Consider the following 409-nt stretch of genomic DNA (forward strand, 5'->3'; position numbering starts at 1 on the left):
TGGTGGAGAATAACGGATTCGAACCGTTGACCCTCTGCGTGCAAGGCAGATGCTCTAGCCAGCTGAGCTAATCCCCCAAGAGGTTGTTCAAGAATATCGTTTTTTAGCTTTTACTTTCAGCTTTCGCTGTTCCTCATTCTTGAGCTTGGTAGTCCCAGGCAGAGTTGAACTGCCGACCTCTACATTATCAGTGTAGCGCTCTAACCAACTGAGCTATAGGACTAGTTCAACCTTGTCTACCTGATGTTAGACTCGGCTTCTTTTTCTCTTGTTTATCTCTATCTATACTTCTATAGATGGTTGATCTATATATTATAAATAAACAAGTACCAGTAGTACAAAAAACAGAACCTTTAAAGTCACTATTTTTACGATGACTTGGTTTACATTATTCATGTAACAGCATCGC

At 40.3% G+C, this 409-nt stretch carries 2 tRNA genes; both read right to left on the reverse strand.

The features are described from left to right. A tRNA-Ala gene (locus tag BSAG_RS11905) sits at positions 1–77 on the reverse strand. Positions 78–146: 69 nt separating this feature from the next. After that, a tRNA-Ile gene (locus tag BSAG_RS11900) sits at positions 147–223 on the reverse strand. Positions 224–409: the final 186 nt, after the last annotated feature.

Origin of the sequence: Bacteroides sp. D1 (assembly GCF_000157095.2) — a bacterium.
Lineage (GTDB): Bacteria > Bacteroidota > Bacteroidia > Bacteroidales > Bacteroidaceae > Bacteroides > Bacteroides xylanisolvens.